The 25,140-nt window shown below is 57.8% G+C and carries 19 protein-coding genes and 1 pseudogene; 14 read left to right on the top strand and 6 right to left on the bottom strand.

The genetic code is table 11. The features are described 5' to 3' along the window. Window positions 1-244 precede the first annotated feature (244 nt). A complete protein-coding gene (locus ACR0KW_RS15490; RefSeq protein WP_480805801.1) occupies window positions 245-3,946 on the top strand; it encodes a S8 family serine peptidase in 3,702 nt (1,233 codons plus the stop codon). A gap of 53 nt (window positions 3,947-3,999) precedes the next feature. Here the strand turns inward: ACR0KW_RS15490 and ACR0KW_RS15485 are convergent, their stop codons facing one another. Beyond that, complete coding sequence (locus ACR0KW_RS15485) at window positions 4,000-4,173, bottom strand: tyrosine-type recombinase/integrase (protein WP_480805800.1); 174 nt, start codon at window positions 4,171-4,173, stop codon at window positions 4,000-4,002. Window positions 4,174-4,365: 192 nt separating this feature from the next. On the opposite strand from ACR0KW_RS15485, the gene ACR0KW_RS15480 reads away from it, so the two are divergent. After that, window positions 4,366-6,309 (top strand): C1 family peptidase, encoded by a 1,944-nt coding sequence (locus ACR0KW_RS15480; protein WP_480805799.1) that lies wholly within the window; start codon window positions 4,366-4,368, stop codon window positions 6,307-6,309. Window positions 6,310-6,316: 7 nt separating this feature from the next. Here the strand turns inward: ACR0KW_RS15480 and ACR0KW_RS15475 are convergent, their stop codons facing one another. Next, the gene (locus tag ACR0KW_RS15475; RefSeq protein WP_480805798.1) at window positions 6,317-7,336 is read right to left on the bottom strand and encodes a hypothetical protein; all 1,020 of its coding nucleotides are present in this window, start codon (window positions 7,334-7,336) and stop codon (window positions 6,317-6,319) included. 207 nt (window positions 7,337-7,543) lie between these two features. Here ACR0KW_RS15475 and ACR0KW_RS15470 point away from each other — a divergent pair, with 207 nt between their 5' ends. From ACR0KW_RS15470 to ACR0KW_RS15440, 7 genes are all read left to right on the top strand, one after another. Beyond that, window positions 7,544-8,269, top strand: coding sequence for a hypothetical protein (locus tag ACR0KW_RS15470; RefSeq protein WP_480805797.1), 726 nt, complete (start codon window positions 7,544-7,546; stop codon window positions 8,267-8,269). After that, a complete protein-coding gene (locus ACR0KW_RS15465) occupies window positions 8,251-9,156 on the top strand; it encodes a hypothetical protein (RefSeq protein ID WP_480805796.1) in 906 nt (301 codons plus the stop codon). The genes ACR0KW_RS15470 and ACR0KW_RS15465 overlap by 19 nt, the downstream gene beginning before the upstream one ends. Next, on the top strand, window positions 9,156-10,568 hold the full coding sequence (locus ACR0KW_RS15460) for a tetratricopeptide repeat protein (RefSeq protein ID WP_480805795.1): 1,413 nt from the start codon (window positions 9,156-9,158) through the stop codon (window positions 10,566-10,568). Before ACR0KW_RS15465 ends, ACR0KW_RS15460 begins: the two co-directional genes overlap by 1 nt. Window positions 10,569-10,732: 164 nt before the next feature. After that, window positions 10,733-12,463: a thiamine pyrophosphate-binding protein gene (locus tag ACR0KW_RS15455; RefSeq protein ID WP_480805794.1), complete on the top strand. Its 1,731-nt coding sequence runs from the start codon at window positions 10,733-10,735 to the stop codon at window positions 12,461-12,463. Window positions 12,464-12,476: 13 nt separating this feature from the next. Continuing rightward, entirely contained in the window at window positions 12,477-15,302 is a 2,826-nt protein-coding gene (locus tag ACR0KW_RS15450) for a peroxidase family protein (RefSeq protein ID WP_480805793.1), read from the top strand. Window positions 15,303-15,305: 3 nt separating this feature from the next. Continuing rightward, window positions 15,306-16,682, top strand: coding sequence for a hypothetical protein (locus ACR0KW_RS15445; protein WP_480805792.1), 1,377 nt, complete (start codon window positions 15,306-15,308; stop codon window positions 16,680-16,682). Between the two features lie 129 nt (window positions 16,683-16,811). Then, window positions 16,812-17,492 (top strand): IS6 family transposase, encoded by a 681-nt coding sequence (locus ACR0KW_RS15440; RefSeq protein ID WP_480805791.1) that lies wholly within the window; start codon window positions 16,812-16,814, stop codon window positions 17,490-17,492. A gap of 51 nt (window positions 17,493-17,543) precedes the next feature. Here ACR0KW_RS15440 and ACR0KW_RS15435 read toward each other — a convergent pair. Together ACR0KW_RS15435 and ACR0KW_RS15430 are read right to left on the bottom strand one after the other, a co-directional pair. After that, window positions 17,544-17,849 (bottom strand): annotated as a pseudogene (locus ACR0KW_RS15435) (IS6 family transposase); the annotation flags it as partial. A gap of 30 nt (window positions 17,850-17,879) precedes the next feature. Then, window positions 17,880-18,128 (bottom strand): hypothetical protein, encoded by a 249-nt coding sequence (locus ACR0KW_RS15430; protein ID WP_480805790.1) that lies wholly within the window; start codon window positions 18,126-18,128, stop codon window positions 17,880-17,882. Window positions 18,129-18,409: 281 nt separating this feature from the next. Here ACR0KW_RS15430 and ACR0KW_RS15425 point away from each other — a divergent pair, with 281 nt between their 5' ends. From ACR0KW_RS15425 to ACR0KW_RS15415, 3 genes are all read left to right on the top strand, one after another. Then, a complete protein-coding gene (locus ACR0KW_RS15425; RefSeq protein ID WP_480805789.1) occupies window positions 18,410-19,291 on the top strand; it encodes an ABC transporter permease in 882 nt (293 codons plus the stop codon). Between the two features lie 97 nt (window positions 19,292-19,388). Next, on the top strand, window positions 19,389-20,435 hold the full coding sequence (locus tag ACR0KW_RS15420; protein WP_480805788.1) for an ABC transporter substrate-binding protein: 1,047 nt from the start codon (window positions 19,389-19,391) through the stop codon (window positions 20,433-20,435). Between the two features lie 61 nt (window positions 20,436-20,496). Further along, the gene (locus ACR0KW_RS15415; protein WP_480805787.1) at window positions 20,497-21,300 is read left to right on the top strand and encodes an ABC transporter ATP-binding protein; all 804 of its coding nucleotides are present in this window, start codon (window positions 20,497-20,499) and stop codon (window positions 21,298-21,300) included. Window positions 21,301-21,328: 28 nt separating this feature from the next. Here ACR0KW_RS15415 and ACR0KW_RS15410 read toward each other — a convergent pair whose 3' ends face one another. Continuing rightward, a complete protein-coding gene (locus ACR0KW_RS15410) occupies window positions 21,329-21,868 on the bottom strand; it encodes an Lrp/AsnC family transcriptional regulator (RefSeq protein ID WP_480805786.1) in 540 nt (179 codons plus the stop codon). 464 nt (window positions 21,869-22,332) lie between these two features. On the opposite strand from ACR0KW_RS15410, the gene ACR0KW_RS15405 reads away from it, so the two are divergent. Further along, on the top strand, window positions 22,333-22,656 hold the full coding sequence (locus tag ACR0KW_RS15405; RefSeq protein WP_480805785.1) for a 2Fe-2S iron-sulfur cluster-binding protein: 324 nt from the start codon (window positions 22,333-22,335) through the stop codon (window positions 22,654-22,656). A 63-nt stretch (window positions 22,657-22,719) separates the two neighbouring features. Beyond that, window positions 22,720-23,589 carry a nitronate monooxygenase gene (locus ACR0KW_RS15400; protein WP_480805784.1) on the top strand — a complete coding sequence of 290 codons (870 nt, stop codon included), beginning with the start codon at window positions 22,720-22,722 and terminating at the stop codon, window positions 23,587-23,589. 185 nt (window positions 23,590-23,774) lie between these two features. On the opposite strand, the gene glnT is transcribed toward ACR0KW_RS15400, so the two are convergent. Next, window positions 23,775-25,103 (bottom strand): type III glutamate--ammonia ligase, encoded by a 1,329-nt coding sequence (glnT, locus tag ACR0KW_RS15395; protein ID WP_480805783.1) that lies wholly within the window; start codon window positions 25,101-25,103, stop codon window positions 23,775-23,777. Window positions 25,104-25,140 lie beyond the last annotated feature (37 nt).

Here is a 25,140-nt window from a genome sequence, read left to right as displayed (position 1 = left end):
AAGTCGCCGACTCTGGCCGTTCCAAAAGTTTGCGACACATCCCCTCAACCTGCCTTAACTTCGAGACAATCTCTTCCAGCTTTGGTCGCTTGTTTGCCATTCTTAGTCCTCCGTTCACTAAACATAGCGGTGGACCACTTCAGTTGGGGAGGCTCAAACTGAGCATCACCAGTAGTTCTTGACAAAACCACACTACAGACGCGAGCATTTGCCCATTGGTTTATGAATAGGGGAGTGTTCTTTCATGCAACGACTGACCTATTGTTTTGGCGGCGCCGGAGCCGCTTCGCGCGAGTTGGAAGTCAGCGACGACATGATCGTTGTTCGGACCCAGAAACCCGGGTTACTGGGCGATGTCGTCACCAACAAAACAGCGTCCAAAACACTCAACCGGTTTAATGAAAAGATCACGTTGCCGGATGTCGGCGTCACGGTTCTTCAAGTGAAGCCGGAAGACAAGAAACGTGCGCTTGAACTGCGCGACAGCGCCAGAAAATCCTTGTCGCGCCTAAAAAACTTCCAGTTTGCCGGACGTGCGCTACGCGATCCGGTTACCAAAGAGCCAGTGGTTTATACCGAGAACCTGTTCGTCAAGTTCAAGGATGATTTGGCGGCGACGACCTGCGAAAAACTGTTGAACTCGGAAGGTCTGACGATCAAGCGCAAATTGCCCTTTGCCAAAAACGCCTATTTCGTGGATGCCACTGGGCGGGGGCTGGAGGTATTTGATATTGCGATCCGATTGGCGGAGCATAGCGATGTTGAGGCCAGCCACCCAGAGCTTATCCGCGAGAGGAAGTTTCGCGTGGCACATGACCGTCAGTGGCACCTCAAGCGCAGCATTGTAAACGGGCAGGTCGTCGATGCCCACGCTAATGTTGTGGCGGCTTGGCCCTATGCCACGGGCGCTGGTGTCACGATTGCCGTAATTGACGACGGGGTCGATATCGACCATGTGGAGTTCGCCTCGACCGGTAAGATCACCGCGCCGCGAGATGCGAGCCTTGCCACGGATGACCCTCGCCCCAAGGACCCCTACGCGAATTGGGACATCTACGATGACCACGGTACAGCTTGTGCGGGCGTGGCCTGCGCCGATGGGGTTGACGGGGCCAGCGGCGTAGCACCCGGGGCTATATTAATGCCGATCCGGCTGTCGTCGAACCTCGGTTCAATGGAGGAGGCAGAGGCGATCCATCACGCCGTCAGCAACGGGGCCGATGTTATCTCATGCAGTTGGGGCCCGCCCGATGGGGAGTGGTGGAACGCGTCCGACCCCACCCATACGACCCCCTACGACCTTCCTTACAGCACCATGCTGGCCTTGCGGCACGCAGTGGAACAGGGTCGCAACGGAAAGGGTTGCGTCATCGTGTGGGCTGCTGGAAACGGCAACGAAAGCGCCGATCTGGACGGCTATGCAAGCAGTCCCATGGTGATTAGCGTCGCGGCCTGCAACGACACCGGAAAGCGGAGCGTTTACAGCGACTTCGGGGAATGCATCTGGTGCGCCTTCCCTAGCGGTGACATGGGCCATGCCCCCTTTGGCCACCCCGAACCCCTGACAGATGGGATTTGGACCACCGACCGCTCCAACACCGCTGGCTACAACCCTGGCCGCCAGTTCGGATGGGAGCCGACTCCGCAAGGGGACGAGGCGGGCAACTACACCTCCACCTTCGGCGGCACCTCAAGCTCCACGCCCGGCGTAGCAGGATTGGTCGCGCTTTTGTTGGAGAGGGAGCCGAACCTAACTTGGCAAGAGGTCAAGGATCGCCTGCGTACGTCCTGTAAGGTTATTGACCCCGCAGGCGGCAATTATAATTCCGACGGGCATAGCCCCTACTACGGCTACGGTCGCCCGGACGCGTTGTCACTACTAGAGATCAGCCCAACGCCGCGCGGGCGCTTGCCAGCGGCGCCGGTCGCGGATGACTTAGCCGAGGTCCGAGCAGAGGCTGATCGTCTGTTCTCTACGCTCAAAAGACCATCAACTTTTGCGCGCTCCGTCGCCGCTAGGCACCCCACGGCCCGGAGATTTTCGCAGTTTGATCCCGACCACAACGCGGCAAGCATGTGGCTTCAGATGGGGCTGAACCTGGCCAAGGATTCCTCAGGCGGGTCAGAGGCTGAAAGGCTGCGGGCTGCCCTGGGCTTTGCCAGCCGGCACATGCGCCGAGTCGATCCCGAATCTGTGCGCCACGCCCTGTCGGTCTTTGTCACGCATGACCCGCTGGGGCGCCTGCTTTCACCGCCGCGCGCTGTGCACCGGTCTCCGTCCCGGTTCTCTCCCAGCAGTGCGGCGCGAGGAACCATCGCGCCGCACCCCGAGGTCGCGATGGACTATTGGCGCGAAGATGCCCTTGCCAATGAGCATCACGAGCACTGGCATCAGGTCTACCCGAACCAGGGCATCCTGGACGAAGCGAATGCGCAGGCCGTACTGGGCCCGGTGGGTTGGCAGGCGGTTGTGAACAAGTTTATCGCTTCGGGCAACGACTTTAGGATCTTCAATGAGAGCCTCACGGGCGAGGAGTTGCGGGCGCTCTTTGTGCTCAACGACCGTCACGGGGAGTTGTTCATATACATGCACCAGCAGATGCTCGCCCGCTATGACGCAGAGCGTCGGGCCGTGGGCCTTGGGCCGGTGGAACAGCTAAACTTGGATACAGGCGAGATCGACGTGGGCTACCAGCCCTCCGAAGAAGTGATACTGGCCACTGGTTTCAGCGGGCGCCCCGCCAATACGACGCTTGAGGAAAACGGCCGGGCGGTGCTGAAATCGTGGACACTGAGCCTAGAGGAAGCCATCGAAAGCGGTGTTCCCGACACAGCGACGGGCGCGCTTACACCGTTGAACATCGAAACCTTCGGGCGCGGGATTGAGGCGGCAGATTTCCGCCAGACCGCAACGGTCGATCTGTCTGGGTTGGGCAATTTGCATAATGTGGGGCACGGGGTGATCTCGAACCTGTCAGGGCCCGCTGGCGGTGTCATGAGCTCTACCGAGACTGCGATCCGGGACCCCGCGTTCTGGCGCTGGCACAAGCTGATCGACAATCTGGCCGCGGATTTCCAGGCACAACAGCCGCCTTTTGCCTACGACGACCGTCCGCCGGTGGCATTCGCAAATGGCACGGCGGACCTTGGCCTTGTCCGGCTGCCCCATGGGCACGACGGCATTGACCGCGACGCTGTCGAAGCCGCGCTGTCCGGCTTGGGTGAGGATCACGATCTGGGCGGCGGGGTTCTGGACGTAGGGCCTGGCCTGACTCTAGAACGCACCCTTTCGACCTACTTCAAAGAGCGCGAGCAGGAGATCCCCGCGCCCGAAGAGGGGCTGTCGATCCCAAGCGCGCCGCAGACCATCCGCTATCTCGCGCATGAGCCCTTTGGCTATGCGGTGCGCGTGGTGAACACGGCCCCGGCGGCGGTTACCTGCACCTTCCGGGTGTTCCTGTGCCCTACTGACCGAAGCGAAGCTGCCCGGAACTGGATCGAGATGGACAAGTTTGTGCGCAACCTCGACCCGGGTGTGAACGTCATTTTCCAGGCGGATACGGCGTCTTCGGTGATCAACAAACCCGCCGAGGATCCAGCCGACCCCATCCCACCAAGCGGTCCGGGCGAGACACCCGGCGCGATCTGCGATTGCGGATGGCCTTACACGCTGCTGGTGCCGCGTGGCGGCGAAGGAGATGGCGCCGACTATGTCATTGCAGTCGTTGTAACGGATACGACCATCGACCTTGTTGCCTCGGACAACTCTTGCGGGTCGATGAGCTTCTGCGGGGCGACTGACCGCTACCCGGACACACGCGAGATGGGATATCCATTCTCCCGGTCGTTTGCTTCGCCAATTCTTGAAGTCATTTCAAGCGAGCCGCAGATGGTATGGTCAAGCATTAAGATAGAGCATTCAAGCATAACACCTGTCAGCGAATGACCGAAGCGCAAGCCTCTGGACTGCCTCAACAAGTATCGACCTTGGCCAGTGTGTCAGCTGCGGCTATAGCCGCAACTGAGTGAGTTATCTGAGGCCTTGGTATAGATCTCGGTCGTCGCGATACTTGCATGGCCAAGAAGACGCTGAACCGGTCGAATATCGACACCTTCCTCGGTGTTCTTTCCAGATACGACTGAAGTCAGTTTGGAGCCGGTCAAACGCAACATAGACGGTCCGCTCTCAGTCCCCTTTGGAAACAATTATCGATCAGGCAAGCGGTTCATGTAGGAGGTATTCATCCGGTAGCCAACCGGGTCTTTGCGCGGGCTGTGCAGTTTGAGCTAGACTAGCCATCAGATCAATTCGGAAAATTCAGAGCAAACTTGAGTGTTTCAAGGAAATTTGGGAGGGGCCACCCCGTGAGCAAGCACAAATCCAAACCGGCCAAAATCAATAAAGCGGCAGACCCCTCCACAACGCTAGACGCAGCCCCACGGTTGGGGGACCGGGTTCTGAACGTGCTTGCCGATGCCACCGATCTTCGTGACAGGATTTACGAACCTGCGCTGCTGGACCTTGAACTTTCGATGGCCCCGCCGGGCCCGGCGGCCAGCCCCATTCGCGACCAGGGCACGGAAGGTGCCTGTACGGGCTTTGCACTATCCAGCGCCATTACCCTGATGAACCGGCTGCGCCACCAAAAGCTCGATCCACCTCAGACCCCACCGATGACCAGCGCGCGCATGCTATATGAACTGGCCAAGATCAATGATGAGTGGCCCGGCGAAGACTATGAAGGGTCCTGCATCCGCGCCGCGCTCAAGGGATTTTACAACAATGGCGCCTGCAGCGAACCGGTCGCGCCATTCAAAGACGGTGAAAAGAACTGGTTTCTCAAGGTTGAACACGCGAAGGACGCGCGCAAGATCGGGTTGGGCGCATATTATCGGCTGCGCCCGGAAATCATCGATTACCATGCCGCGCTGAACGAAGCGGGCGTGATCTACGTGTCTGCCAAAATCCACCGCGGCTGGCGAAAGCCATCAAAAGGCCGGATCAAACCTTCCCATATCACTGAGGGCGGACATGCTTTCATCATCGTCGGTTATGACGAAAAGGGGTTTTTGATTCAGAACTCGTGGGGGGAGGATTGGGGCGGATTTGAGGGTCACCCTGGCATTGCCCATTGGCGCTATGATGACTGGTCGGCCACGGTCATGGATGCCTGGGTTCTGCGGTTGGCCGTACCGACGCCTGACGCGTTCGATCTGACGGTCACAGAGCCGACGCCCGCAGCTGAAAGCCTGTTTGGGACTCAGGAAGTCCGCGCCCCGCGGCATGAGGACATTATCGGCCATATCATTCACCTCGATGACGGCAGGCTAAAAGGAACCGGGAATTACCCGACGCCGGTCACAACCATCCGGGAAACAGCAAGGTTTCTGGCCGATGAGGCCCTGACGGCAGAGCGCGACTACAAGCATCTGGTATTCTATGCCCATGGTGGCCTCAACACAGCTGAGGAATCGGCCAACCGCGTGCGGAAGATGAAACCAGTGTTCAAACGCAACGGCATCTACCCTATCCATTTCATGTGGGAGACGGGATTTTTTGAATCTCTCACCGACGTCATCTTCAACTCGCGGAACAAAGCCGAGGCGCGCGTCGGCAGCGTTTCGGATTTCTTTGACAGAATGCTTGAATCCATCGCGCGCGGACCGGGGACGGCGGTGTGGCGCGACATGAAACGCGATGCGGACGAAAGCTTCAAAGCCAGCGGTGGCGGGCGACAGGCCGTCAAGATCCTGCTTGAAGGGAATGCCGGGCGGTCCAAGCCGCTGCAGGTGCATCTGATCGGGCATAGTGCAGGTTCAATCCTTCTTGCCCATTTGCTGGATGCGATGGACGCCATGAATCCACTGACAACTCCGGTCAAATCCTGTTCACTGATGGCGCCTGCCTGTTCGATCGACCTTTTCAACAAAAGCTATCAGCCACGGATCGGCAAATCGGGTATAGCAAACGGAGTAACGAAGCTCAGCCAGTACAACCTGATCGACCAGCGTGAGCAGGACGACCATGCCGGGCCCTATCAGAAATCACTTCTCTATTTCGTTTCAAACGCGTTTGAAGATCGAAGAAAGATGCCGCTTCTTGGAATGGAGCAGTTTGCGAAAGGTCTGACGCTCAAATCCGCGCACGAAATCCACTATGCAGGGCGCGCACCGTCCATCACCGACAGCCACAGCCATGGTGGTTTCGACAATGATCGAAAAACTATGAACGATATCCTGACGAGTATTCTGGGCGACAGGCCGACACCGGCGAAAGGGTTTCAGCCCGAGGATATGACCGGGTATTAGATAAGCCTTATAGCGTGAATGGAGTGATGCCACCCGCAAATGACGCAAGTATCGGTGCCGCCAGCGCAATGCCTGCCCGCAGAACCTCGCCTGCGCCTTCCTTGAGGCCGTGGGACTTCTTCCAGTCTTCGACGTCGAAGACGGCTTCGGTCGCCCCGTTTTGCCCGGCGACGCGGGCTAACCGTTTGATCCGGCTGTCCAGGATCAAAGCAACCGGAAGATAAAAGCTGAGCATCAGAAGGCAAAAGTAAGTCCCGGTGAACAGCGCCGACGCTGTGACTAAAGAGCTGTAGGCGGCTTTGGCGGAATCCAGGATCAAGGGCATGGGCCAGTACATCCAGCTTGTGGCGAAAAACATACCGAACGTCAGAATGACGCTGGACAGATACAACTGCTGACGCATCTGGTGCATGTTTCGCGCCAGTTCTTCGGCGGTTTCTTCGATGTCGTCGCCCTCTTTGGAGGCCAGACACAGGATCATTCCCGCGATCAACGCACCAACGGCAAGCCCGGCCAACGCGTTGATGATGTCCAGAACCCGTCTGAACATCGAAAACACTGGAATGTCGCCGCACCTGCCCAGCAGCCACATGCCATCAGGTTCCGAACACCCCGGCAAGGACCCGCGCGACAAAGCCGTTTCAAACACGGCCTTGCCGACCTGGTGGTAAATCCGGGGGTCGGTTGATGCCACAGCCTGCTGGATCGAGGGCACCAGCGCCAACATGAAGATGATCAGCGCGGTAATGCAAGCGGCAATTCTGGTCTCCTGCTTGGTGGGTTGCAGCAAATTGCGGACCAACAACGCCACCGGCAACAAGGCAAGGACGACAAAGAACCAAGAGGCCGCAAGAAACCGGAATCGGCCAACCGCCTCAAGCCAGATGTTGTCTTCATTCAGGATCTCCAGCGGCACATCCAGATCCGAGGCGATCAGATGGCTATGGATCAGCTCATGAATTCCGAATATGCACACCGGCAGCAACGCGATGGCAAAATAACGCAGTTTTACTCGACGGTTAGACACGCCCGACCTCTTGCGTTGCTGAAATCCATACTGAAATTCGTAACACAAATCCGGGCATTCGGCACCTGTCAAGAAAGGCGCGGCCGTCGCACCTGTTGCCTTGACCATGTGGGCTGGTTCGATCCCTCGGATACCGCGGGTCCTTCTGGATTCGGCTGTCTTGTGATAGGCTTACACAAGTCTCAGGATCGCAATGTCTGATGCAGAATGGTCGACAACGGAGTACAAAACCCCGAAGACGATGCCTCTGACACGTCAGAAGCCTTCATTCTCTATGCGCGCAGCGGGGGCAGACCTGCGCCTGCAGAACCGGCGAAGCCCGAGCCCAAGAACAGCGCGGTACGCGCGTGGTTTGCTGAACTTCTGATGTCGCTCATCAAGACCTCGGTGGTGTTCTTTCTGGGGTTTCTGCTGGTCAAGAGCGTCGAACTTGACCTGAAGCGTGCGCAGTTCAGCGCTGATGCCGCTGACAAGCTCAAGACCTTCGTGATCGAGTTGAACAGCGCTGAGTTTCAGACCGAACATGAAAAGGCCAAGGCGACGGCACTTGCGCTTGGCGGGTTCGGAAGTGTAGCGGCCTATCCGCTCGTTCAGCTGATTGAGCATGGTGACGAGTTTCAGACCGGTTGGGGAAAGCTTGGGCTGGAACAGGCTGGCCTGATCGCAAATGATGAGACCTGCGACGTCATCGTCCGGGTGATCGATGACCCGACCCAGACATTCAATTGGCAGACACGCAAGGCCGTGTCCGAGATTGCCGGAACCGTCGCTTGCCGCGACGCGGTGAATCCCCTGAAACGGCTGGGTGCGGAACTGACCGAAGCCGGGGTGCCGATCGCCTCGCAGAACGAGTTTAGCGGTGTCATTCAGACGGCGCTGGCACAAATCGAACGCGCAGATCAAAGGGTGCAACCATGGTGGAAGAAATGGTGAACCGATTTTCTGCCCCGCAGGGCTGGTCGCGCCTGGTCCGAGTGGCTTTGGCGGGCTTTCTGTCCGCATGCCTTTTGGTGCAGGACGCACGTGCGGAACTGCAGGGCTGCCCAAACGAGGCCGCGCCGAATGACAAGCTGCTGATCGGGTCGATGGACCCGGTGGGCACAATCAACGAACAGATAAGGCGCACCCTGCTTGCCGCGTTTGAGATGCATTTCGATCAGGTCGATGCCTCGCTGGGATCGTTTGCAAAGGTCATCTATTGCCCGCGGCGACCGATGCGGGAACCCAACACCTATGATGCAAGCGTGACCGGTGTACTGAATGACGAACGGGTCCTGCTAGAGGTCGGAGCGCGATTCAGCGGTAATGATATCATGGTGGCCTATGTTGTTGTTCCGCTTCGGCACTACGAGTTTCACAATGCCCGCCCGCCCCGCATGCCGGGCTATCATGAGGCGCTGTACGAACAGACACGGATTCAGGCCGGGCTGGCAGAACTATTTCGCGGCAATGCAGAGCTGCACCTGCTTGCCGCGCTTGCCCTGGGTCTGAGGCATGAAAAGGCAGCCGATGCGGCCATCCCGCCAGACGAACAGAAAACAATGCTCGAGCGGTCGCGCGCTTTCTATTGCGATGCAATCGGCACTCTGGATGCCGCACGGCCGAGGGCTGATTTCTTCGGATTGCAACAGGCGGAATGGAAAACGCTCGGGGATTACGCGCATGACGGTGCCGAGCGTGTCTATCAGCGTTCTATCAATGAATTTGGCGTGCAAAGCACGCTTCCGGTTCTGCGGGAAATTCGTGGTGACGGCGCATCGGACAGCGGCGCCTGTGTCGACCCGCTGCCCGAACCGACCGGGGAAGGTGGAGATCAGTGATGAAAAGCGCATTCAAAACACTGAAGACATACGCGGCCCTTTTCATTCTGGCCTTGTCTTTGCCCCTTATCGCCGGGGCCCGGCAGGCCGCTGCAGGGGGCTTTACCGCCTGTGACAGCCCGTTTATTTTCGATGGCTCCGCAGCGAACATCGTGCCGCTGGAGTATGTCGCAACATCGGTGGACGCATCCAACTCGGAAAATGAGCGGCTGGAAAGACTGCAGGCGACCGCACAGCGATTCTCTTGGTTGTTCAAACTGGACAGCTGGCATCAGCCGACCTATGGCAGCCTGGGGGTCGTGGCACATATGTTTCTGGGGCGGGTGTGCGACCCTGACGAGGTGCTTGGACGGTTAATGATGGGGGCGGCATCGCAGCCGCTGCGAACCGGGCAAATCCTTGTTTTCCTGCAGGGCCGCCTGTTCATTGAAGATGATCAGATCTTTATGCAATCCAGACTAAGGGGCTTTCGCCGGCAGTCGCGCCAGTTCGAATTCGTGAAGCCCCTGCCCGCCAATTATGCGGCGGAAACCCTGCCCGCTTTTGTCGGCGCGCCTGATCAGCCTTTGTCGATCACCATGCCGTGGCTGGACGTGACTTTCGCCCCGCGTGTTGTTTCCGAGGAGCTGTTCAACCGTATTGATTCCACGTTTCTTGAGGCAAACCGGATGTTCGCCAGCCCCGATGTGAACGCATCCAGCGAAGAACTGTTGTTCGAACCGGATCAGGCACGGGCATTCAGCATCAGAATCGTGGATTCACCCGGCTGGATCGAGGTCGAAGACATGCTGGGCGGTCACCCCAGTCACGGGTTTATTCGTGTGAATCCGGAGGCGTCCCAACTGCTGCACCGCAGCCTGCCCGAGCTGGATTTCCTGAACGGAGTTCTGGGTTTTCTAAGGTTACAGCAAACCCGCACGTCTCAGGAATTTCCATCAACGCCGCGTCACGCCCCGATACAGGCAGCTGGTGCGTTTGGGCGCTACCTGAACAACGAACTGACCGTTGATGAACCCGGGGTACGTGCCCTGGCGCATGGCTTGACCGGGTTCATTCAGGCCGCTGAAATGAAGGACTGGCCTGCGGCTCGGGTCTCGTTTCTGCGCGCGGCAGAGTTGTCGCCCACCGATACCTATTACCGGAACGCCCTTGGTGTCGCTGACGCGATGCTGTGTTGCGCAGGGGAACCTACGCTGCCCTACCGCGACCCGGCAAGATGGTTTGCCGATGCGATCTCGGTCGATCCGGAGAATGGTGAGGCGCTGGGAAATCTGCTCTATTTCCTCGAATTTCTGGCATCAGCCGACAACGCGCCCGATGGCATCAACACCGAAAACCTGCCACGCACGCTGGACGTGGTGCGCAAGGTCGCCGAACAGAACCAGAGCCTGATCCGCAAAGGATCGGACTAAGGCCCGGCAAGCACACCAGACGCTCTCGGATAGCGGTATGAATTTCCGGTTTTGACTAATAGCTTTGCTATTTATGCGCGAGTCAAACTCCAAACTGTTTCTAAAAATGTCAATTTCTGCTATGTTTGGCGCATATTGTTGAGACCTTTATTGGATGGCATTAGATGCGAGTTTACGATGCGGTGGTCGCCGCGCTCGAAACGATCGGGGTCGATGCCGCTTATGGCGGAGCGGGCGAAAACGCCGCAGGGCTTATGCTTGCGCTGGATGCATCGGAAAAAATCAGACCAGTCATTGCAAAGAATGAACAGGGCGCGGCCTTCATGGCCTGTGGTCACGCGATGTTCACCGGCAATCTTGGCGTCTGTTTCGCCACTGCCGGGCCCGGTGCGTTCAACCTGATATCGGGAATGTGCGTGGCGCTGACGGACAGTTATCCGCTGCTGGCGATCAGCGGATATTCGACGGTCGCTTGGCAGGGGCGCGGCGGGCTGAACGAGACATCGGGGCTGGCCCGCACGCCCGATTCCCGCATGATGTTCCGCGCCGCCACCAAGAAGGACCCGGAAACCGGTGAGCCTGCGGATTTTCTGGTCACCGATCCGGGTGACTTAATCGACACATTGCAAAAGGCCATCGACATCGCGTGCGAGGGACGGCCCGGTCCTGTGCATGTGGCGGTGGCTGAGGACATCACCGACCCCAAGATCGAAGTTTCTAATTTCCGCCCACTGCGCCTACCGCAAAAGGGTGTGGAACCCGCGCCCGATGCTCTGGACGCTGTGGCCAGTGTACTGGAACAGGCACTCAAGGCCGACAAGAAAATTGTCATGCTGGCGGGCTTCGGCGCAATTCTGGCCGGCGCCAATGACATCACCAAGGCATTCATTGAACGGTTTCAGATCCCGCTTCTGACAACGATGGATGGGAAAGGCATCGTTGCCGAACAGAATCCTCTGGCCATCGGGCTTTACTGCGATTCAGGGCACAATGCTGCTTGGGAGCTGTTTTCGGATGCAGATGTGGTGGTGGCGGTCGGAAATTCCTTTGCCCAGCACGCGACTTTTGATTTCTTCGACGGGCTGTTTGACGGTAAAACCCTGATCCACATCAACATTGACGCCGGTGAGTTCGACAAGTTCTACAAGGCGGATCACGTGATACTGGGCGATGCCGGCCAGGCTTTGCAGGGGTTGTATGACCGTCTGGACGCTACGGTCGGACAAGTGCCGGAACGCGACTATCGCCCCAAGGATTATGATGAGCGTTTTATCATCTCGCCGCAGAAGCAGCTGCACCCGGGCGAGATGGTTCAGAAAATCTCGCAGATGCTGCCGCCCGGCGGGATCGTGCTGGCCGACGCGGGCGCGCATGCGGCATGGGCCGGGTACTATCTTGAACTGAAGGAAGGGCAGAATTTCCGCAAACCGGGCACTTACGGGCCGATGGGTATCGGCGTCTGTGGTGCCATCGGTGCCAAATACGCCGAGATGCACCGCCCCGTGGTCGCAGCTGTCGGCGACGGGTCCTACCTGATGACGGGTTTTGAGCTGATGACAGCCGTGCAATACAACATTCCCGTTGTCTGGGTCATATTCAACGACCGGGAATTCAAGCTGATCAAGCTTTATCAGCTATCCGCTTTCTTCAAGACCGGCCTGGTCGAGTTCGATAACCCGGACTACGCCGCCTACGCCCGCGCCTGCGGTGCCGAAGGTCATACGGTCAATAAGCTGGATGACTTTGAACAGGCGTTTGGCGCGGCACTGGCAAGCGGCAAGCCGACGCTTATCGACGCAAGGATCACCCGTTTGGCGCTGCCGAATTACTCGCCCCACCCCGAGGGCGTGCTGGCCGCGATCTGGGACGGCATTCGCACGCGGTTTGGATTGTAAACAGGAGGCCACCATGGACGGCAGCTCGGAGTCCCTGCGGAAATGGCGCGAGATCTATGTGGGCGGCTCGCCCGAGGCCGAGCTGAAGGAAACCAAAGCCCTTGCCGAGATGATGATGGCGGCGCAGCTGAAATCCATGGCGGCGGGTGGTGCGCGCAAGGTTGATCGCGCCTTTCACAAGAAGGCCATTGCCGCCTGCAGGGGCGCAGAACTGCGATTTGCCGACGACCTGCCCGACGATCTGCAAATCGGGTTTGCCCGGCCCGGCAAGCGGTATCCGGCAGCGGTGCGATTTTCCAATGCCTCCTCGCAAACCCAGTCCGACGAAGACGAGGATCTGCGCGGATTGGCGGTGCGTGTCAGCGAAGCCGACGGCATTGATCACGACCTGCTGGCCACCAATTTCCCCGTTCCCCACGCCCGAAACGCGCGTCAGTTTGTGGTGTTTGCTCATGCCGTCGCGGGCGGGCGGATATCGAAACTGATCGGGCTTGTGCGGCTGTGTTTCGTTCTGGGATTCTCAGAAACCCGGCGGATGCTGGGCAATGTGCGGGAAGCCTTGCGGGTCTGTGACAGCGTTGCATTGGAAAGCTATTGGAGCCGGGGTGCCATTGCCTGGGGCAATGAAGCGGTGCGTTACACCTTCAAACCGGCGCCTGATGCACCGGGCGTTCAGGGCACCCATGCCGGTGCCTCACGGCTGTCGTCGGAATATGCCGCGCGGCAGGCCAGCGGCGATATCATCTTCGACCTGTTCGTGCAGCGTTTCGTGTCCGAGGATCAGACCTCTATCGAGGATGCGGCCCATGAATGGGACGAGTTGGTCAGCCCCCCGATCAAGGTCGCCGAGCTTGTGATGCCCAAACGGGACCTGTCGACGCCCGAGGCGCTTGCAGAGGCGCTGGAGATCGAGCAAATGGGGTTCAATCCCTGGAACACGATCGACGATTTCCGCCCGCTGGGTAATCTGAACCGGGCGCGCAAAGCCGCCTATGACGCCTCGGCCGCGCACCGGCAGGGCAAACGGTTCAAGGCGGCCCCTCCCCCGTTGCAGAACCGGATTTTCGGCACGGCGGCCCGTTCGGTCCTGCGGATGGTGAACCGGCGCGTTCCGTGGCACAAGATACCGTTCCTTTTGGTCCAGTTGCTCAATCTCGATGCGCTCAGGCATGATCTGAGGCAGAAGAACCTGATCGGCACGGACCCCGAGGAGGTGGTGCCAGGCGCCCGCGCAGTCCCGCCGGAACCCCGGCCTAGGCATCGCACGTACCGCACCCATGACGGCAGCTATAACGACCTGTCCGACCCGCAGATGGGGGCCGCCGGGGCCACGTTCGGGCGCAACATGCCGCCGCAGGTACAACCCGGTGACAGCCCCAACCCAATCGAAGTGGCGCGGAAACTGATGGACCGTCAGGCCTTTATCCCCGCCAAAATTCTGAACATTCTGGCCGCGTCTTGGATTCAGTTTCAGGTGCACGACTGGGTTTCGCATGAACGCCGCGAGCTGGGTGAGGACGATGACATCGTACCGATCCCCGAGGGCTATCCCGACTGGAAGAACCGCCCCGATGGCGAACCGGAACGCAACATGCGCATTGCGGGCAACATCCCGAAAGAGGGCGCAGATGATCCGTTCCTGTTTGCCAACGAAAACTCCCATTGGTGGGACGGCTCGCAGGTCTATGGCGTCAATTCCGAGGCGGCGAAGAAGCTGCGCGACGGCCCGAAGCTGAAACTGACCAAAGAAGGCTACCTGCCCCTGAACGTCAAAGGGTTCGAACTAACGGGCTTCAACGAAAGCTGGTGGCTGGGCCTGTCCACGCTGCACACGCTGTTCGCGCGTGAGCACAATGTACTGTGTGATGAGTTGCAGCGCGCTTACCCGCAGATGGATGAGGAACGCGTTTATCAGACTGCGCGTCTGATCGTGTCCGCGCTGATTGCCAAGATTCACACTGTCGAATGGACCCCTGCCATTCTGGGCACCGAGGCGCTGGATATTGGCATGAACACCAACTGGTACGGGCCGCCGAAATCCTGGCTGACCCGGCTGGGCATCTGGCTGACGGATGTGCACGCGCTGAAGGGCATCCCTCAGACCGAGCCGGACCACCACACCGCGCGCTATTCCCTGACCGAGGAATTTGCGACCGTCTACCGGATGCACCCGCTGATCCCGGACGACTATATCTTTTACGATTTCAAATCCGGAAAAGAGAAAGCCCGGCGCGGGTTCCTGGACATTCAGGGGGAACAGACGGACGAACAATTGCGCAAGCTGGGTCTGCGTGACTGCCTTTATTCGCAGGGCATCGCCCACCCCGGCGCGATCACCCTGCACAACTTCCCAAAATCGCTTCAGAATCTCCAACGTTTTAATGAACTGATCGACCTTTCGGTGGTGGATATCGTCCGCACCCGCGCCCGCCGCGTGCCGCGCTACAACGAGTTTCGCAAAGGCCTGCACATGCCGCCCGTGACCGACTGGGACGACCTGACCGCAAACCCCGAAACGAACCGGATTCTGAAAGAACTGTATGGCGACATTGACAAGGTCGATACCGTGATCGGCCTACTGGGCGAAACGCCACCCGATGGGTTCGGGTTCTCGGACACCGCCTTTCGTGTTTTCATCCTGATGGCATCGCGTCGGTTGCAGTCCGACCGTTTCCTGACCACCGATTTCCGGCCGGAAATCTATACGCAGCTGGGCATGAACTGGGTTGCGCAGAACGGCATGAAGTCACTGCTGCTACGCCACTTCCCCGAGTTCGCGCCGGTGCTGCCGAAAAACGCCACGGCCTTTGCGCCCTGGCACACGGTGCAGGAGGGCTGAGCCGTGCCAAAGGACAAAGCCCATAGCGGCCTGGCCTCTTTCCTGAACGCACCGCTTGCGCGCACGCTGTGGAACCGCCGGACCAAACGGGTCAGCCGCGGATCGGATGTGGTTGCCGGTTCGCTGAGCTGGACCTCGGACAACGACCGCGCGCCGCTGTCCCCTCTGCAGGAGGCGATCCTGATTGCCGCCACCGGGGCGACCGGCCTGACCATGCCGGACCGGCCGTTTTTCGATGACGAAAGTGGCGATCCGATCATGTCGAAACCTAATCTGGTGATGGAAGGGCGCACCGCCGGCAGCCCCGATAATGCGCAGGGCACCCATTTCTTCATGATCAATGACAGCGGCACTTATTTCCTGCGCCATCTTGACCCGCTGGAAGGTGGAACCGAAAACTGGACGCCCGAAGTGCTGACCGAGCGTGCCGAGCAGACGAAGGTGCAGATCCTCGATCGCCGGATCGATGTGCCCGAAGGCATGCGCGATTTTCCCGCATATCTGGATTCCAACCGCTTTCTATCCAACACGCCCGGATCGACGATTTTCTTTCCGGTTGTTGACCTGTCATACCAGTACATCAATGCGCTGATGTATATTCTGACCCAGCCCGATAAGGCCCGACCTGTCATTGTGGACGACCGTAATTTCTATCGCCCAGCCGGTGTTAAAAAATGGATCGATAAGGGTTTTTTGAACTCCAACATCAAAATCCCGCTTGGCGTGCTGGGGCAGATGCGCACTCAGATCGAGGCTGATCTGCTGGTCCAGAACCTGTTTCTGGTGACCGAGGCGCTGGGACTGGGCGGCTGGATACATGCCGCCATCTCGCCTCCGGTTCTGATGGGCGACCCGAAATTCAGCGATCGCTTCGGTACAATGATGGGCTTTGACTATGTAACGCCCAAATGGCGGTTGATGGATCTGTTTCGCTGGCACACATTGCCGATCGCCGCGATGAAGCATGTCCGCGCCCACGCGGTGGGTCTGCGTCATCACGGCGAGCACCTGATCAAGGGAAAATGCCCACCCTATCATCCGACCATGTCCGACGCGGTTGATGCCGTCGTCGCCGGCAAGTTCGGCCCCGATGGCATCTACAAGAACGACGCGCTGTTCCGGCAAATCTACAAAGAAGATTTTGGCAGAAAATACCTACAAGAGGCCAGCGAATACGAGCAGGACATCATCGAATGCGCCCGGGACATCTGCACCTATATCTACGACACCCACGGCCGTTTCCCTGCCCATTGCGAGGCAATCCACGCGCCCGGCATCTGGTTGCAGACGCATCGTGTGGAAAACGAATACTACGACGCTTACTTCCGGAACGGCCTGACGACCGCTCAGCGCGAACATGACACGGTTTGGTTGGAGTAATGTCCGAAACGGCGATCGATCTTGAGCGCTGCTATAGTGCTAATGGTTCTGTTGCAAAGTTTTGACCATTGACGGTCATGGATGTAGCGAGCGAATAGCTCGCTCTAATTTATGGTCGAAAGCTGGTTCATGATCTCTTTCAAAGGCGCACAATATCCAAGGGACGTCATCCTGTTCGCGGTCTTCTTCTATGTTCGGTATGGCGTGTCATATCGTGATCTGGAAGAAATCATGCATGAGCGAGGCGTTGCGGTGGATCACACTACGCTGAACCGCTGGGTTTCACGGTATGCAGGCGCAATCGCTGAAGCAGCGCGTCACCGTAAGGGTCCGAGCGACCGTTCTTGGAGAATGGATGAAACGTACATCAAAGTGAAAGGCACGTGGGTCTATCTCTATCGTGCTGTCGATAAACACGGCAAAGCCCTGGATTTTATGCTGTCCGAGCGGCGAAACAAGCCAGCCGCCACAAAGTTCTTTGCCCGGATGCTTGAGGTCAACGGCTTACCGCGAAAGATCGTTATCGACAAAAGCGGGGCGAACACAGCTGGCATCAAGGCGATCAACAAAATGCTCAGAGGCTTTGGTTGCCCCATCCCGATAGAGATGGTCAGGCAGAAATATCTGAACAACATCGTAGAACAGGACCATCGTTTCATCAAAAGGCGAACACGCCCGATGCTCGGCTTCAAGTCCTTTGCATCTGCATCCGCAACTCTTGCAGGGATCGAAGTGTCGCACATGATCCGCAAAGGTCAGTTCACGCCTGGAATCTGTCCGTTCCGTCAATTTGCGGAATTGGCTGCTTAACCCGCAGGGGCAGCGCGGTACCTGCACTCAGCAAGAAACTTTGCAACAGAACCAATCAAGGGTCTTGCCGTGTTTGTCGACAGCTCGATAGAGGTAAACCCACGCACCTTTTACTTTGATGTAAGTTTCGTCCATTCTCCACGAACGATCACATGGCCCTTTGCGGCGACGTGCTGCCTCAGCGATTGCACCAGAATACCGTGTTACCCATCGGTTTAGCGTGGTGTGGTCCACTGAAACACCGCGCTCGGCCATGATTTCTTCCAGATCCCGGTATGACACACCGTATCGGACATAGAAAAACACCGCGAACAGGATCACATCCTTCGGATATTGCGCGCCTTTGAAGGAGATCATGAACTGACTTTCGACTGATTATACCGAAAGTCATTCACCCGCAGTATCTGACCTCGTCAACAGCCAAAAATTTGCAACAGATCCTGGGCACTTCACCGCCTGCCATCTCGGCGCCAGCGGCCATGAAGGCAAAAAAAACGCCACAAATCCCGCGCGTTTGATTCGGCCCGTATCGGGGTCGTCATAGTAGAAATCAGACGTGGTCGCTGTCAGGCTTTGCGCCGGATTGCCCGTGCGCCACCCTTCCAGATAGGTATCAAGCCACTCTCTTTGCGCCATTTTCCCAGCCCTGCCGTTTTCAGCCTGCCCATCCGCAGATCAAGGTGCGACGGGCTGAGCGCTCCAATTTCCGAACCTGCTGATTCAGCCCGCTATATGCCGTTAATCAAGCTGGATTTTTATACGAAACAAACTAAACATGCGATATAGGCAACTTTTTTATTGCAATATTGCCGATTCAGCATACCATGAATTTACGCATGGTAAGCTGATCTACCCCTCTTCGACCCCTGATTTTCCGGGCGAATACAGTGCGGGATTTGCTATCAAGGAGGGTTTTTGTGACCGGAACCGTCGGCCAATCCACCACCCCGGACAATATGCCCGGAGCAGCTCAGCGGGCTACGCACAAGCTACCGCAGAAATCACCACGCCGCCGCTTTTTCGAATTCAAGAAAGACATCCCTGCAAGCCGGAGCATCACACTTGGTATTTCCGTTTGGGTACTGTTCTTTGGCTTCTGGGAATTCGCCGTCTGGCAGCAATGGGCCAATGAGATCCTCCTACCCGGCCCCGCCAAAGTGCTCAGCGCGTTGTACACGATGTTTGTCGACAACGGCTTTCTGAACGATGTGATGATCAGTGTCTGGCGCGTCTGCCTCAGCTTTCTTCTGGCCTGTGCCGTGGCAATCCCGCTGGGTATCCTCATGGGAACATTTCGCACGGTCGAGGCATTTTTCAGCCCGTTTGTCTCGGCCTGGCGTTACCTGCCCGCGCCTTCTTTCATTCCGCTGCTGCTGATGTGGTTCGGGGCCGGCAACACACAGAAACTGGCCCTGCTATTCATCGGGGTGATCTGGTTTCTGATCACGCTGATCATGGATCACGTCAAATCCGTCCCTGCGGACCTGATCCGCACCTCCGTCACATTGGGCGGCAACCGCTGGCAGGTGCTGCGGACGGTTGTGGTGCCCGCCTCACTGCCCAATATCACGATCGCCATGCGACAGATGCTGGCGGTCAGCTGGACTTATCTAGTGATTGCCGAAATCACCGCCGCTGATGCCGGGATCGGTGCGGTGATGATGCGCGCCAAGCGGTTCCTGCATGTGGATGAGATCATGGCAGGCATTCTGGTGATCGGCCTACTGGGCCTGCTGTTCGACTTCCTGCTGCGTCAGGTCTACCGCTTTGCCTTCCCCTATCTGGAGGGCCGGCATTGACCTGAGTACCTCAGCAAAAAAGGCCTTCGGCCGCACGCACAAAACCGCGTGCGTCCAATGGATCGGAGCGCCAAACCAACAGGAAAAGGAGAAGATCATGAATTGGAACAGTTTGCGCGCGGTGGGCACAGCGGCCATGATGGCCAGTGCCCCGGTGGCGGTCAGCGCCGCTGAAGAGGTAAAGATTTCAGGCTTCACCTGGCCGGGATACGGTTTTTGGCACATAGCTATCGAAAAGGGTCTGGCGCCGGATCTGGACCTTCAGTACCAGACCATCGAAGACCCCTATGAAAGCTTCAATCTCGTCGCGGCGGGCCAGATGGATGTGGTCAGTTCAACCGCTGAATTCACTCCGGTCGGAGTCGAAAGCGGCCTGCCCATCAAATTGGTGGCCTTTGGCAACCTGTCTTACGGCACCGATAAGATCGTCGCGGCACCCGGCATCACCAGTGCGCAGGACCTGGTCGGCAAAGAGGTGGCCGTGCTGGAAGGCGGGCTGTCGCAGATCTTCGTGGCGATGTGGCTGGAACAGAACGGCGTTCCCTATGACTCGGTTACATATCGCAACATCATCGCAGATGACGCCTTTGCCGCGATGATCGGTGGCGGCGTGGCGGCCTCTGAATTCTGGGAGCCCTATGGCTCGAACACATTGAAGGCGCTTGAGGGCTCGTCGGTTCTGGCGCAGTCGCTGGAGCCCGGTTGGCTGCAGCAAGGCGTGATCGCGGACGGCCACTACATGTCGGAAAAGTTCGTCACCGAACGCCACGACACGGCGCGCAAGACTTTGAAAGCCATGTATGACGCCATCGCCTGGTGGCAAAAGAACCCGACCGAAGGCAACCAGATCATCGCTGACGGCATGAAAATGAGCGTCGAGGATGTCGAACTGGTTCTGGGCAAGGATGGTAGCCGTACCGATGGCGGGCTTTACGTCTACGACTTTATGGAAGCCGCGCAATTCTGTGGATCGGCCCCGGGCAACCCGCCATTTGAACAGACCAACGGCCAAATCAACGATCACTGGAATCTGGTCAGCGAATGGTGGGTCAAGTTCAACCTGATCAAAGAAGTGCAGGCTCCGGAAACCGGCATCGAATGCGAACTCCACAAAGAGCTGTACGACGAAGGCTACCGCGGCTGATCACCACTGAAACCAAAGGGCGGGGCAGAAGTCGCCCCGCCACGAAAGCACAGGGACCGGCATGCCTCTCGACGACACTATCCTGACCGCCTCCAATGTCTCAAAAACTTATGGCAGCAAGGCCAAGGCGGTTGAGGCCCTGTGCGAGGTGTCTTTTTCTGTCGCCCGCAACGAGTTGTGCATTCTACTGGGTCCGTCAGGCTGCGGAAAATCCACCCTGTTGAACATCGTCGCTGGCCTAGAAGACCCCACCAGCGGCTCGGTCAGCCTTGAGGGCAAACTGATCGACGGCCCCTCACGCGAACGGGGGATGGTGTTTCAAAGCTATACCTCTTTCCCATGGCTCACCGTGTTTGAAAATGTCGAATACGGCATGAAACTGAACGGCGTGCATCGGGAGGAGCGCAAGGAGCGTGCTGAGAAGTTCATTGAGCTGGTGCACCTGACACGCTTTCGGGATGCCTACCCCAACACCCTTTCCGGCGGCATGAAGCAGCGGGTCGCCATTGCCCGCACGCTGGCCAATGAACCTGATATCCTGCTGATGGATGAGCCTTTCGGGGCGCTGGACGCGGAAACACGCTGGCATATGCAAGAGATGTTGCTGGAAATCGTGGAAACCACTCACACCACGATCCTGCTGGTCACCCATGACATTCAAGAGGCGATCTTTCTGGCCGACAAGATCGTATTTCTGTCGGCCAATCCCGGCCGCTTGAAGACCATACTGGACCTTGAATTCAAGAAAGGTGCTGACCTGAAAAGCAAAGAAGATCTTATCAATCTTCCCGGCTATCTGGAATGCGAACGCGAGATTACTGCGCTGATGCGGTCAGAGGCCGGAAAATCCGACGAAGATTACTGATTTTAGCCTGTGCGCGCCGCGCGAAGCATTATTCAGAACTCTCAGTGTACTGCTCCCAATTCCGTTTGAGCAGGAACTGGTTCTTGAAGTTCTTCAACCCCAGCATCACCTCTGAATCGGCAATATCTTCGCAGCTATGGATATGCTCTTCGAGGAACTGCGCCATCTTGTCCGGTTCGTCGCAGACAATCTCGATCAAAAGGTCGAAACGCCCGGTAACCCACAAGATATAAACGACACTTGCAACCGAATTCAGCCGTTCGGCCACCTGTTGCGGAGTTACGCCGGGTGCCACCTTTACGCAAACCATGGCGTCGGCCTTGTATTCCGAGGTCCGCGGGTCGGCGATTGCAACGATGCGCAGCATGCCGCTTTCTTTCATACCGTTCACACGGTTGCGGATCGTGCCTTCGGATACTTTCAGACGCTGGGCAATTTCCGAGAACGCCATACGGCCATCCAACTCCAGCATCCTGACAATTTCGCTGTTCAGACGCTCCTCAACCGAATGTGTCCCGCGTTGACGGCTTTGCTTTTCCCGGCCATTGCGCTTAGTGCTGACTTCCATATACGCGCTCCGCTTCAAATAACGGTCTGCGGTTGATCGCAGAGCTCTGAATCAACATAACGAGAGCCAAAAGGACATTGCAAACCGTTTAGTGCTTTTTCTTATGGCATTAGACCGGAAATCCAGCAGCATCCTGCGAAACCGGTATTTAACCCGCGCTACGGTTCCCGGTTTCGTAACCTAATTCTAATTGCAGCTTACCACCACAGATCCAAATTCTTGATAGAGTGAGGCGGCTTAAATAAATTGCTGAATGCGCAACCAAACCGACATGATTTTGTCGTTTTCGTCGGATTGCGCAATTGTGTCTGCTGTATCAATAATTAATGGGGCGTAATGTAACTGATGATTCTTCGCCCGAACACTTTCATTTCGCGTCTGATCCGGACCACATGCTCCACCCGGATACAGCTATAGCAACATCTGATCGGCAGGGGCACCGTGCAAACCAGGGGTAAGGCATCATGGTCCAGATCACTTACATCGAACATGACGGAACGCAACATGACGTGCAGATCGCTGCAGGCCTGACCGTGATGGAAGGCGCGCGGGACAACAACCTGCCCGGGATCGAGGCCGATTGCGGCGGCTCCTGCGCCTGCTCCACCTGCCACGTCTATGTCGATGCTGCCTGGGTTGATAAGCTGCCCGCCAAGGACGAGATGGAGCAAGACATGCTGGATTTCGCCTGGGAACCGGATACGGCTCGCTCGCGCCTGACTTGTCAGGTCAAGGTGACCGAAGCACTCGACGGTCTGGTAGTTCACTTGCCCGAACGGCAGGTCTAAAGCCGATCGCAAGTCACAGTTACCCGACGACAAACTCAAGCCCCGCGTTAGAAGTCTACGCTCATGATCGACACCCATTTCAACCGAAAGTTCGGCCTGCTACACCCTATGGTTCTGGCCCCGTTCCATCCCGCATCCGACTGGTGCCTAGCCGCAGCCGTCAGCAACGCAGGCGGGTTGGGATTGATCCATGTCGGCGCTCAGAACCGTGACACGCTGAAAGAGAGTTTTCGCCGCACCGGTAAAGAAGCAGTTGGCTGGGGAATAGACATCCGGCGGCTGCGACACGAACCCGCCGTGCTGGATCAACTATTGGGCTACCAGCCGCGGGCGATCCTTCTTTATGGCGGCGACCCCACGCCGTTTGTCGAAAAGATTCAAGCCAGCAAAGTGCCGGTAATCTGTGCCGTTGAATCCGTCGAGACGGCGCGAACAGCCATTGCTGCGAGCGTTGAAATTCTGGCCGCGCACGGCAATGGAGCTGCCGGATCAAGCAGTATGAGCCGTTCGACCATGGCCCTGTTGCCCGAGGTGGCGGATGTCATCTATGCCAGTCACACCGAAACGCTGCTGCTGTGCTCTGGCGGTATCTCGGATGCGCGCAGCATTGCCGCAGCACTGATCATGGGGGCAGACGGGGTGATGATGGGCACCCGCCTCTGGGCCAGCGCGGAAACAAAACTGCCGAATGATCAGGTCGAAAAACTTTTGGCGCTGTCTGGGGACGATGTGCCTCTTGCCCCGGAAACCGCGGAGGGCAGTTCTATACCGCTACGGGGGTGGCGCGGCCTGAATACGCCGGATCTGCAACAGCCCGTTGGCGAAGGGGTCGGCTTGATCCACAGCGCCCCGCCCGTCGAGGAAACTCTGAGAGTTCTGACGCATAAAACGTCGCGGCTGATGACTCATATCCGACGCAAGGTGGTCGAATAAGTCAGACACTGTCTCTGGACCGTTAGATTATGGCGAGCCAAGTGTAGCAAGCCGCTTGTCGACCAAGCGACATAGACCAATGATTTAGCAATCCTACAACGCGCCGGAGCGCAACATGCGCTCTGGCATTTTACGTTCTGGGTAGCTCACCTATGACCGGTATATTTCATGCCAAACGCAAGTCGTCAGATATCCAGCGTGTGTTCCTTTTCCCACCGTGAGAAATGGCTCACGAATGAATTCCACTCTTGATGTTTCATCTTCAGGAAGGCGTCAGAGAACTCCTTCCCCATCATCTCCTTAAGCTCGGTGTCCTTGTCGTATTCGCGCAGGCCATCCAGCATGTTCAGCGGCAGTTTCGGCGCATCGGTTACCGTGTGCCCTTCGGCGTACATGTCGATGTCGTAGCGCTTGCCCGGGTCGGCCTTGGACCGAATACCCGACAGGCCGGCCGCGATGATCACCGCCTGTAGCAGGTAGGGGTTGGTCGCGCCATCCGCCAGGCGCAGCTCGAACCGGCCCGGCCCGGGGACACGCACCATATGCGTACGGTTGTTGCCGGTCCAGGTCACAGTGTTGGGTGCCCATGTAGCCCCCGACATGGTGCGCGGAGCGTTGATACGCTTATAGCTGTTCACAGTCGGGTTGGTGATCGCGGCCAGCGCGCTGGCATGCTTCATGATGCCGCCGAGGAAGTATTTGCCCTGCTCACCCAGGCCCACCTCACCTGTCGGGCCATCGCCCTCGCCTGCAAAGACGTTGGTCTTTGCCTCTGCACCCGGGGCATCCCAGACCGAGATGTGCGCATGGCAGCCATTGCCTGTCAGACCCTCAACCGGTTTCGGCATAAATGTCGCACGGAAGCCGTGTTTTTCCGCCACGGATTTGGTCATGAATTTGAAGAAGGAATGCTTGTCGGCGGTCTTCAGAACGTCGTCAAACTCCCAGTTCATCTCGAACTGGCCATTGGCGTCTTCATGGTCGTTCTGATACGGACCCCATCCAAGCTCCAGCATATAGTCGCAAATCTCGCGCACCACGTCATAGCGCCGCATCACGGCCTGCTGGTCGTAACAGGGCTTTTCGGAGGTATCAAAGGGATCGCTGATCTGTTCGCCATCCGGGGTCAGCAGGAAGAACTCGGCCTCGATCCCGGTTTTGACATGCAGCCCCTCGGCAGCAGCTTCGTCGATCAGGCAGCGCAGCACGTTGCGCGGGGCTTGTGCGACATCCTCGCCCTCCATCACGCAGTTCCCCGCAACCCATGCGACCTCGGGTTTCCAAGGCAGCTGGATCACCGAAGACGAGTCGGGCACCGCCAGCATGTCCGGGTGCGCAGGTGTCATGTCCAGATAAGTTGCAAAACCGGCAAAGCCCGCGCCCTCTTCCTGCATGTCGGCGATAGCTTGCGCAGGGACCAGTTTGGCCCGCTGTCCACCGAACAGATCGGTGAACGAAATCATGAAATACTTGACGCCTTTTTCTTTGGCGAAAGCAGCCAGATCTGTCGTCATGGTCGGCTTTCCTTTTCCTGTTGCTATGTCTCAATAG

Source organism: Ruegeria sp. CG11 (assembly GCF_056537245.1).
The sequence above is the reverse complement of the archived record's forward strand: the minus strand, read 5'-3'. Positions and strand labels throughout refer to the sequence as shown.

Excerpts from the sequence above, each read along its gene's own strand:
- ACR0KW_RS15440 (WP_480805791.1), top strand. The coding sequence starts at position 16,812 with ATGATCTCTTTCAAAGGCGCACAATATCCAAGGGACGTCATCCTGTTC.
- glnT (WP_480805783.1), bottom strand. The coding sequence starts at position 25,103 with ATGACGACAGATCTGGCTGCTTTCGCCAAAGAAAAAGGCGTCAAGTAT.
- ACR0KW_RS15465 (WP_480805796.1), top strand. The coding sequence starts at position 8,251 with ATGGTGGAAGAAATGGTGAACCGATTTTCTGCCCCGCAGGGCTGGTCG.
- ACR0KW_RS15470 (WP_480805797.1), top strand. The coding sequence starts at position 7,544 with ATGGTCGACAACGGAGTACAAAACCCCGAAGACGATGCCTCTGACACG.
- ACR0KW_RS15455 (WP_480805794.1), top strand. The coding sequence starts at position 10,733 with ATGCGAGTTTACGATGCGGTGGTCGCCGCGCTCGAAACGATCGGGGTC.
- ACR0KW_RS15405 (WP_480805785.1), top strand. The coding sequence starts at position 22,333 with ATGGTCCAGATCACTTACATCGAACATGACGGAACGCAACATGACGTG.
- ACR0KW_RS15400 (WP_480805784.1), top strand. The coding sequence starts at position 22,720 with ATGATCGACACCCATTTCAACCGAAAGTTCGGCCTGCTACACCCTATG.
- ACR0KW_RS15415 (WP_480805787.1), top strand. The coding sequence starts at position 20,497 with ATGCCTCTCGACGACACTATCCTGACCGCCTCCAATGTCTCAAAAACT.
- ACR0KW_RS15485 (WP_480805800.1), bottom strand. The coding sequence starts at position 4,173 with ATGTTGCGTTTGACCGGCTCCAAACTGACTTCAGTCGTATCTGGAAAG.
- ACR0KW_RS15410 (WP_480805786.1), bottom strand. The coding sequence starts at position 21,868 with ATGGAAGTCAGCACTAAGCGCAATGGCCGGGAAAAGCAAAGCCGTCAA.
- ACR0KW_RS15450 (WP_480805793.1), top strand. The coding sequence starts at position 12,477 with ATGGACGGCAGCTCGGAGTCCCTGCGGAAATGGCGCGAGATCTATGTG.
- ACR0KW_RS15420 (WP_480805788.1), top strand. The coding sequence starts at position 19,389 with ATGAATTGGAACAGTTTGCGCGCGGTGGGCACAGCGGCCATGATGGCC.
- ACR0KW_RS15490 (WP_480805801.1), top strand. The coding sequence starts at position 245 with ATGCAACGACTGACCTATTGTTTTGGCGGCGCCGGAGCCGCTTCGCGC.
- ACR0KW_RS15430 (WP_480805790.1), bottom strand. The coding sequence starts at position 18,128 with ATGGCGCAAAGAGAGTGGCTTGATACCTATCTGGAAGGGTGGCGCACG.
- ACR0KW_RS15460 (WP_480805795.1), top strand. The coding sequence starts at position 9,156 with ATGAAAAGCGCATTCAAAACACTGAAGACATACGCGGCCCTTTTCATT.